This is a genomic window from Ruoffia sp. FAM 26254 (genome assembly GCF_045528545.1).
Classification (GTDB): domain Bacteria; phylum Bacillota; class Bacilli; order Lactobacillales; family Aerococcaceae; genus Ruoffia; species Ruoffia halotolerans.
This window is the reverse complement of sequence record NZ_JBGQQY010000131.1, coordinates 1-268: the sequence shown is the minus strand read 5'-3', so window position 1 is coordinate 268 and position 268 is coordinate 1. Positions and strand designations below refer to the sequence as shown.

At 40.7% G+C, this 268-nt stretch carries 1 pseudogene; it reads left to right on the top strand.

The annotated features are described in order from the left end of the window. Positions 1 to 17: 17 nt before the first annotated feature. Positions 18 to 268 (top strand): annotated as a pseudogene (locus ACEN3Z_RS11980) (IS30 family transposase); the annotation flags it as partial.

Below are 268 nucleotides of genomic sequence, written 5' to 3'. Positions count from 1 at the left end.
CAAAGGAGTGACCACAAATGACCTACACCCATCTTACCACGGATGAACTGGTGATGATAGAATCATATTACCACCAACATATTCCGGTCTCGACCATTGCCAGTCGTTTAAAACGTTCTAGAACACCCATTTATAACGTCATCAACTTCTTAAAAGAGGGCCATACCGCCATTGAGTATTACCAACAATATAAGAAAAACAAACAACGGTGTGGTAGACGTAAGTGTGTCCTTCCTGCAGACCAACAAGTCTACATTAAAGAAAAAGT